This window comes from Streptomyces carpinensis (genome assembly GCF_002154505.1).
GTDB classification, from domain to species: domain Bacteria; phylum Actinomycetota; class Actinomycetes; order Streptomycetales; family Streptomycetaceae; genus Streptomyces; species Streptomyces carpinensis.
In genome coordinates this window covers 913-1,126 of record NZ_MUBM01000663.1, presented here as the reverse complement: position 1 = coordinate 1,126, position 214 = coordinate 913, and the positions used below count along the sequence as shown (strand labels likewise).

Here is a 214-nt window from a genome sequence, read left to right as displayed (position 1 = left end):
CTCGGCGAGGACGGACCGGAGGTGGGCGTCCAGGGCCTCGGCTGCATGGGCATGAGCTTCGCCTACGGCCCCACGGACACCGAGGCGTCCCGCGCCACGCTGGAGCGGGCCCTCGAGCTGGGCGTGACGCTCTACGACACGGCGGACGCCTACGGGGCGGGGGAGAACGAGCGGTTCCTCTCGCCGTTCTTCCGGGCGCACCGGGACGAGGTCG

The 214-nt window shown here is 73.8% G+C and carries 1 protein-coding gene; it reads left to right on the top strand.

Translation table 11 applies throughout. The annotated features are described in order from the left end of the window. Positions 1–214: aldo/keto reductase (locus tag BZY54_RS54370; protein WP_425276396.1), on the top strand; the 214-nt coding region annotated here is incomplete at both ends.